The 7,955-nt window shown below is 72.8% G+C and carries 8 protein-coding genes; 3 read left to right on the forward strand and 5 right to left on the reverse strand.

What is annotated here, in order from left to right; translation table 11 throughout:
• Nucleotides 1-369: 369 nt before the first annotated feature.
• On the reverse strand, nt 370-1,224 hold the full coding sequence (locus tag MW084_RS04540; protein ID WP_010468445.1) for a bifunctional methylenetetrahydrofolate dehydrogenase/methenyltetrahydrofolate cyclohydrolase: 855 nt from the start codon (nt 1,222-1,224) through the stop codon (nt 370-372).
• Between the two features lie 232 nt (nt 1,225-1,456).
• Here MW084_RS04540 and MW084_RS04545 point away from each other — a divergent pair, with 232 nt between their 5' ends.
• Complete coding sequence (locus MW084_RS04545; protein ID WP_010468447.1) at nt 1,457-2,044, forward strand: hypothetical protein; 588 nt, start codon at nt 1,457-1,459, stop codon at nt 2,042-2,044.
• Nucleotides 2,045-2,188: 144 nt separating this feature from the next.
• Here the strand turns inward: MW084_RS04545 and MW084_RS04550 are convergent, their stop codons facing one another.
• Nucleotides 2,189-2,716, reverse strand: coding sequence for a GNAT family N-acetyltransferase (locus MW084_RS04550; RefSeq protein WP_010468449.1), 528 nt, complete (start codon nt 2,714-2,716; stop codon nt 2,189-2,191).
• Nucleotides 2,713-3,618: an NsdA family TPR-like regulatory protein gene (locus tag MW084_RS04555; protein WP_255114623.1), complete on the reverse strand. Its 906-nt coding sequence runs from the start codon at nt 3,616-3,618 to the stop codon at nt 2,713-2,715. The genes MW084_RS04550 and MW084_RS04555 overlap by 4 nt, the downstream gene beginning before the upstream one ends.
• A gap of 607 nt (nt 3,619-4,225) precedes the next feature.
• Here MW084_RS04555 and MW084_RS04560 point away from each other — a divergent pair.
• Nucleotides 4,226-4,639 carry an ATP-binding protein gene (locus MW084_RS04560; protein WP_010470775.1) on the forward strand — a complete coding sequence of 138 codons (414 nt, stop codon included), beginning with the start codon at nt 4,226-4,228 and terminating at the stop codon, nt 4,637-4,639.
• A gap of 144 nt (nt 4,640-4,783) precedes the next feature.
• Here the strand turns inward: MW084_RS04560 and purH are convergent, their stop codons facing one another.
• Together purH and purN are read right to left on the reverse strand one after the other, a co-directional pair.
• Nucleotides 4,784-6,337, reverse strand: a complete 1,554-nt coding sequence (gene purH, locus MW084_RS04565; protein WP_010470776.1) for a bifunctional phosphoribosylaminoimidazolecarboxamide formyltransferase/IMP cyclohydrolase — start codon at nt 6,335-6,337, stop codon at nt 4,784-4,786.
• Nucleotides 6,324-6,932 carry a phosphoribosylglycinamide formyltransferase gene (gene purN, locus MW084_RS04570; protein ID WP_275563799.1) on the reverse strand — a complete coding sequence of 203 codons (609 nt, stop codon included), beginning with the start codon at nt 6,930-6,932 and terminating at the stop codon, nt 6,324-6,326. Before purN ends, purH begins: the two co-directional genes overlap by 14 nt.
• A gap of 283 nt (nt 6,933-7,215) precedes the next feature.
• On the opposite strand from purN, the gene MW084_RS04575 reads away from it, so the two are divergent.
• Complete coding sequence (locus MW084_RS04575) at nt 7,216-7,887, forward strand: hypothetical protein (RefSeq protein WP_010470778.1); 672 nt, start codon at nt 7,216-7,218, stop codon at nt 7,885-7,887.
• Nucleotides 7,888-7,955: the final 68 nt, after the last annotated feature.

The raw sequence follows: 7,955 nt of genomic DNA on the forward strand, positions 1-7,955 counted from the left end.
GCCCGACGACCGTCTCCGCCCCGACCCGGGCGTCGGCCTCGTCGGCCTCGTCGGGGGTGCCGGGCCCGGCGTCAGCGGCGGAGGTGCCGGGTTCGGCGGAGGTGCCGGGTTCGGCGGAGGCACCGGAAGCAGCGCCCTCGGCGGAAGTGCCGGTCCCGGCCGCGTCAGGACCGTCGCCCGCGTCGGGAGCAGCGCCCGCGCCGGAAGCACCGGCCCCGTGCGGTCCGGCACCCGGTGTCGTTTCCGGCCCGGCGTCCCTCCCGGACCCGCCCGGCCCGGCGTCCGCCGCCGAGGCGGGGGGCGTCGTACCCGGGTGGGCGGGGTCCGCGGGCCTGGGACCGTCGTTCGGCATGGGGTGGCCTCTCCCGGTCAGAGCGCCGCGCGCTCGGCCGCCTCGACGACGTTCACCAGCAGTTGGGCGCGCGTCATCGGGCCGACACCGCCCGGGTTCGGGGCGATCCAGCCGGCCACCTCGCGCACGTCCGGGTGGACGTCGCCCATGATCCTGCCGCTCTCGTCGCGGCTGACGCCCACGTCCAGCACCGCCGCGCCCGGCTTGACGTCCTCCGGCTTGATCAGGTGCGGCGCGCCGGCCGCGGCGACCACGATGTCGGCCCGCCGCAGGTGCGCGGAGAGGTCCCGGGTGCCCGTGTGGCACTGCGTCACCGTGGCGTTCTCGGAGCGCCGCGTCAGCAGCAGCGGCATCGGGCGCCCGATGGTCACGCCGCGCCCCACGACGACCACGTGCGCCCCGGCGATCTCCACACCGTGCCGCCGCAGCAGCGCCACGATCCCCGCCGGCGTGCAGGGCAGCGGCGCGGGCTCGCCGAGCACCAGCCGCCCCAGGTTCATCGGGTGGAGGCCGTCCGCGTCCTTCGACGGGTCCATCAGCTCCAGCACCCGGTTGGTGTCCACGCCCTTGGGGAGCGGAAGCTGAACGATGTAGCCGGTGCACGCGGGGTCCTCGTTCAGCTCGCGGACCACCGCCTCGACGTCCTCCTGCGTGGCCGTCGCGGGCAGCTCCCGCTGGATCGAGGCGATGCCCACCTGGGCGCAGTCGCGGTGCTTTCCGGCCACGTACTTCTGGCTGCCGACGTCCTCGCCCACCAGCAGCGTCCCGAGCCCCGGCGTGACGCCCCTGGCCTTCAGGGCCGCCACACGGGCGGTCAGGTCGGACTTGATCGCTGCGGCTGCGGCCTTGCCGTCGAGAATCTGGGCGCTCATGCGTCCATCCTCCCGGATGCACCCGCCCGGGTTCCAATCCGGGGGCGCCGCCTCCCGGTGGCAGGTTGCGCTTGCACAACGCACAGACATTCGAGCTGGACAAACTTACCGCGCATTTATGACGATGATCCGCACAGTGCCGCGGGCAGTTCCGGGGGGCGGACGCGCTCCACAGGCTCCTTCCTCCTCCGCGATGGCCGCGCCGTCCCCGCACCATGGAGGAATCCCGGAAATGAGCTTCGGCGACCCGAACAACCCCTACGGGCAGCAGCCCCAGCAGCCCCCGCAGGGCCAGCCCGGCTACGGTTACCCGCAGCAGCAGCCGCAGGCCGGCTACGGCTACCCGCAGCAGCAGCAGCCCGGTTACGGCGGCTACCCGGCCGCCGCGCCCATGAAGATGCCCGGCCTGATGACGGCCGCGCGCGTCCTGCTCTTCATCTTCGGGGGCCTCCAGATCATCGTCGGCATCGTCCTCGCCATCGGCATCGCCGCCGCCAAGAGCGCCGTCGACACGTACGGCGGCAGCGCGGAGGCGGGGACCATGCTCGCGGGCTTCGGCTTCGTCGTCGTCTTCCTCCTGCTGGCGTTCGCCGCGTGGGCCATCATCCTCGGGGTGAAGTTCGGCAAGGGCGGCAACGGCGTCCGCATCACGGCGATCGTCTACGCGTCGCTGCTCATCGTGCTCAGTCTGGCCAACTTCGTCTCCGACCAGCCCAACGCCGCCATCGGCGGCATCATCGGCCTCGCCATCGGCGGCATCGTCCTCGCCTCCATGGTGAACAGCAGCGCCTCGGCGTGGTTCAACCGTCCGCGCTTCTGAACCGGCTCCCACCGGCACGGCGCCCGAAGGCCGCGGCCCCGCCCACCCGGCGGGGCCGCGGCCTTCGCCGCGTCGCACGACCTCGATCACGTCCCCCGCCCGCACCCGGTCCCCGCTCCCTTCCGGGACGCGAGGCTTAGCCCGTCATCCGCGGAGGCTCCTGAGCATCACCGCGTACAGCGGGGAGTCGGCGAACGGACGCTGTTCGCCGACCTTGGCGTAGCCCCAGCTCTCGTACAGCGCTTGCACCTTCGGGTGCGTGACGTCCACCAGCAGCACGGCCAGGTCCTCGGTGCGCTCCTTCAGCAGCGCGTCGTGGAGCCGCCCGGAGACGCCCTGCTTGCGCCAGCGCGGGCGCACCATGACCTCGGAGACGGCATAGGTCGAGGTGTAGCCGTTGTTCGGTCGGAAGTCGGTGGAGCGCCACCACTCCCGGCCGGGCTGGAGGGGAGCACCGTAGGCGAAGCCCGTGGGCTCCTCGCCGTCGAACGCCACCACGCACGTGAAGCCTTCCCGGCCGGACCAGTGGTCGACGAACCAGGGGAAGCGGCGGTTGAACTCGTCGTCCATGGCGTCGGCGTAGGCGTCCGCGTGCACGTCGATCAGCATCTGCCTGAAGCCCTCGGGCAGGTCGCCGTACCGGTAATGCCGCAGATCGATCCCGCTGGTCACGCTCGACTCCATTCATCTCGCATTCGGTCCGCCCAGTCGCGGGCGTAGGACGTGGTCGGCGCCAGGCGGAAGAGGTCCCGGTGGAAGTCCCCGATCAGCGTCCTCATCCGTCCGGGCAGTGGGGTGCCGTCCATCGTGGTGAAGACGTCGGCGGCCGTTCGCGTGGCCTGCTCCAGCTCCCCCTGGCGGAGTTGGGAAAGCGCGAGCCGGCACATGGCGAGCGCCCTGTTGCGTCGGAAGTCCCGCGGCATCCGGCTCAGCGAGCGGTGCGCCATCGCCTCGGCCTCGGCGAACCGGCCGTTGCGGTTGAAGACGATGGCCGCGAGGTGGTCGACTTCCGCCGCGCCGTAGAAGGCTGCCCATCGCGGACGCTCCTCGTCGGCAGCGCGCCCCAGCGCCTCCTGCGCGGAGCCGAGCGCGCGCTCGGCCGCCTTGGCGTCCCCGAGGTTGGCGTGGGCCAGCGCTACGCGGACGCGGCCCATGGACCCGAAGAACGGGTCCCTGCGGGCGGCTGCCGAAGCCTGGGCGGCCTGGGCCGCGGCAAGCTGCTCGGACCAGTTCCCGCGCTGGGACGCGAGAATCGCGATGTTCACCCACACCTGCATTTCCGTCGGGGCGTCCTGGGAGAGGCCGGAGAACACCGTCGCCTCGTGCAACCGCCGCTGCGCCTCGTCCAGCTTTCGTAAATCGGTGAAGGCCCAGGCCGCGATGGTCGTGAATTCGGCCGCGAGGGCGTACAGGGCCCGGCGGACCCGCTCACTGGCACTGCCCCGCTGCTGAAGGTCGAGGACTCTCCGCCGGCCCTCGATCGCGGCATCCGCCAGCGACAGCTGCCCACCGCTCCGGTCGTCCGCCTCGATCAGGGAGTGCACCGATGCCGCCGCGCGCCTCACGTCACTCATCCCGACCGACCACGGCTGTCTGACGAAAGGGGCCGCGCCGACAGCGGTCCCGCTGGTTGAAACGATGAAGTCGCGACGCCTCACGGGTGCCTCCGGAGGGGGGTGCATGGAGCGTGGTGCGCTGAACCCCAGGTCTTCTACGGAACAGTCGAACACACGCTCAAGCGCTGCGCATGCCCTGCCAATCGGCCGACGGTGTTTTCCCGCCAGCCAGTTGCGGATCGTGCGGGACGAGATCTCTCCGGCCCGACCGGTGACGTGCCACAGGGCGTCGTTGAGTTTGAAGGCCAACTCCTCCTGCGTGAGCCCGAGTTCCCTCATGCGCCGCCGTAGGGCGAGGTTCTCTCCCATGACACGACGGTAGCGCTGTGTCACGTCACGTCACCAGCGGTCAGGTGAGGGAACGGCAAAGTCTTCCGGTCGGCGCCGCCGTCGTGAGAGGAGAGCCTTCCTGTGATCCGCGACCGGACCGTCGTTGACTGGGTGTCAGCCGCAGGGAGCGACCATTCCGTCCTGGTCTCCCTCTCCCTGCGTCGTGCGGAGAGCCCGGCCCCGGGAGGTCGTTCCACGGGGTCGGGCCACCCCGGCCCCGTGGAGGAACCACCTCGTGACGACGACCACCGCCGGAACTTCCGGAACGGACGACCCCGGCTACACCCGGACGTGGCCGTGCGAGCCCGAATCCGCGCAGCGGGCTCGACGGCTCGTGTCGACAGCGCTGGCCCTGTGGGGCATGGGCGACGTGGCGGCGGCCGGTGAGCTGATCGCCTCCGAGCTCGTCACCAACGCCGTCAACCACTCGGCCCGCAGGGACTTCCGCATCAGGATCTCGCGCCCCGGTCCCGGGACCGTCCGGATCCTCGTCGCGGACACGAACCGCGAGGAGCCCGTCCCGCGCGATCCGGGGGACGACGCGGAGAACGGGCGCGGCCTGCGACTGGTGGAAGCGCTCAGCACCGAGTGGGGCTGCGACCCCAGGCCCTGGGGCAAGGTCGTCTGGGCCGAACTGAGGACGACATGACCGCGCCACGGGCCCGGCAGTCGGCGAGGTGAGGACCGCCGGCCGGGCCCGGGTTGCTCTCCGGAGCGCTCGCGCGGAGGTGCGCGCACGCACCGGGGCCGCCCGGCGAAGGCCGGACGGCCCCGGTGCGCACCGCGTCCGTGCTCAGTGGAAGAAGTGGCGGGTGCCCGTGAAGTACATGGTCACGCCGGCCTTGCGCGCGGCCTCCACGACCAGTTCGTCGCGGACCGAGCCGCCCGGCTGGACGACGGCCTTCACCCCGGCGGCGGTCAGGATCTCCAGGCCGTCCGGGAACGGGAAGAACGCGTCGGACGCGGCGTACGAGCCGCGCGCCCGCTCCTCGCCGGCCCGCTCGACGGCCAGCTTGGCGGAGTCGACGCGGTTGACCTGGCCCATGCCGACGCCGACGCTGGCGCCGTCCTTGGCGAGGAGGATCGCGTTGGACTTGACGGCGCGGCAGGCGCGCCACGCGAAGGCCAGCTCGGCCAGTTCGGCGTCGGTGAGGGCGTCACCGGTGGCGAGGGTCCACGTCGACGGGTCGTCGCCCTCGGCCTGGAGGCGGTCGGCCACCTGGAGCAGCGCGCCGCCGTCGACGGGCTTGACCTCGACGGGCGCGGACGGCGCCCCGGGGCAGCGCAGGACGCGGATGTTCTTCTTGCGGGCGAGGACCTCGACCGCGCCGTCCTCGTAGCCGGGGGCGACGATGACCTCGGTGAAGATCTCCGCGACCTGCTCGGCCATGGCGACGGACACCGGGCGGTTGACGGCGATGACGCCGCCGAAGGCGGACAGCGGGTCGCAGGCGTGGGCCTTGCGGTGGGCCTCGGCGACGTCCGCGCCGATCGCGATGCCGCACGGGTTGGCGTGCTTGATGATCGCGACGCACGGGTCGGCGTGGTCGTAGGCGGCGCGGCGGGCGGCGTCGGTGTCCGTGTAGTTGTTGAAGGACATCTCCTTGCCGTGGAGCTGCTCCGCCTCGGCGAGGCCGCCCGTGCCGTCGACGTAGAGCGCGGCGCCCTGGTGGGGGTTCTCGCCGTACCGCAGGACGCTGCGGCGGGTGTACGCGGCGCCGGTGAAGTCGGGGAACGCCGACTCGTCGGCGGGGGCGTAGGAGGACGCGAACCAGGAGGCGACGGCCAGGTCGTACGCGGCGGTGTGCCGGAACGCCTCGGCGGCGAGCCGCTTGCGGGCCGCCAGGTCGAAGCCGTCCGCCGCGACGGCGGCGAGGACGTCGCCGTACCGGTCGGGGGAGGTGACGACGGCGACGGACGGGTGGTTCTTGGCGGCGGCGCGGACCATCGAGGGGCCGCCGATGTCGATCTGCTCGACGCACTCGTCGGGGGCGGCGCCGGACGCGACGGTCGCCTCGAACGGGTAGAGGTTCACCACGACCAGGTCGAACGGCTCCACGCCCAGCTCGGCGAGCTGCTCGCGGTGCGCGTCGAGGCGCAGGTCGGCGAGGATGCCGGCGTGCACGCGCGGGTGCAGCGTCTTGACGCGGCCGTCCAGGCACTCGGGGAAGCCGGTCAGCTCCTCGACCTTGGTGACCGGGACGCCGGCGGCGGCGATCCTCGCGGCCGTGGAGCCCGTGGAGACCAGCTCGACACGCGCCTCGTGCAGGCCGCGGGCCAGCTCCTCCAGTCCCGTCTTGTCGTAGACACTGATCAACGCGCGACGGATGGGCTTATTCACCGACATGAACCTTTCGTCCCTCAATGCGGTAGCCGTGCCGGGCGAGACGCCCCACGACCTCGACGAGCAGTGTGCGCTCGACTTCCTTGATGCGCTCGTGGAGAGCGACCTCGTCGTCCGTGTCCCGGACCTCGACCACGCCCTGGGCGATGATCGGGCCGGTGTCGACGCCGTCGTCGACGAAGTGGACGGTGCATCCGGTGACCTTCGCGCCGTACGCGAGCGCGTCCCGCACTCCGTGGGCACCGGGGAAACTGGGGAGCAGGGCGGGGTGGGTGTTGACCGTCCGCCCGCCGAAGCGCGCCAGGAACTCCTTCCCGACGATCTTCATGAAGCCGGCCGAGACAACCAGGTCCGGCTCGTACGCCGCGGTGGCCTCGGCCAGCGCGTGGTCCCACTCCTCCCGCGTCGCGTGGTCCCGCACCCGGCACACGAACGTCGGCAGGCCCGCCCGCTCGGCGCGCTCCAGGCCCGCGATGCCGGTGCGGTCGGCTCCGACGGCGACGACCCGGACCAGGGAGCCGTACCCCTCGGGGTCGGCGGCGATCGCGTCGAGGAGCGCCTGGAGGTTCGTTCCGGAGCCGGAGACCAGGACGACGATGCGGGTGGCGGGGGCGGCGGGGNCACGGGGGGACTCTTTTCGCGTGAGCGGGGCGTGCGATGTGCGGCTTTGTATGGTCGTACGAACGCGCCCTGTGACCCTGTACGGGGAACCCTACGAACGCGCCGGCCGTCAGCAACGATACCGGCACACCGCACCTCCCCCGCGGGACGGGGGCCGGGGCGGGCGGTAGCGTCTGGTGCGGAACCGTTCCCCGTGAGGCCGCGCAGAGCAGACGGACCGGGGGCGGAGGGATCACGACGACAGGGAAGACGTTCACCTCATGCCGGACCGAGGCCGCCAGTCCACCGACGACAGCAACCCGTTCGCGCCACCGCCGGAGGGGAGCCCGGACCAGCCCTGGCAGCCGCGCCGCTCGGCGGACGGGGACGGCGGCTCCGGGGACGGCAGCTCCGGGGACGACGGCTCCGGGGGTGGCGAGGAGGACCGCGACGGGCGCCGGGGCCGCCGGTGGAGCCCGCGCCAGCCGGGCCGCTCCTCGGACGTCTTCGGCGGCGAGCCGGCCCGGCAGGAACGCCCCCGGCAGGAGGGGCCGCAGCTCCGCTGGGACCCGAAGGACCCCGCGCAGCGGCGCGCCCGGTACGCCCTGCTGGCGGGCATGTGGGGCTTCTTCTTCGCGGTCTTCGACTTCCCCGAGCTGGGCCTGCTGCTGGGCGCGCTCGCCCTGTACTGGGGCGCCAGCTCGCTGCGCGGGCGGGGGCGCGGACGGGGCGAGGCGGCCGAGGCGACGGCGGGGTCCCAGACGACGGCGGCGGTGAGCGGGCTGATCACGGGCACGCTGGCGCTGCTCATCGTGGCGACGATGTTCGCCTTCCAACTCGTGTACCGGGACTTCTACACCTGTGTGGACGACTCCCTGACCAAGGACGGCCAGCTCTCCTGCAACGAGCAGCTCCCGGAACCCCTGCGCGGCCTGATCGGCGTCAAGCGGTAGGCCCCTGCCGGGGCAGGCGGGNGGGCCCGGCNNCCGGNGCGGGCCCGGCCGGGGGCGGGGGNCGGTTA

The sequence above is a fragment of the Streptomyces sudanensis genome (assembly GCF_023614315.1).
Lineage (GTDB): Bacteria > Actinomycetota > Actinomycetes > Streptomycetales > Streptomycetaceae > Streptomyces > Streptomyces sudanensis.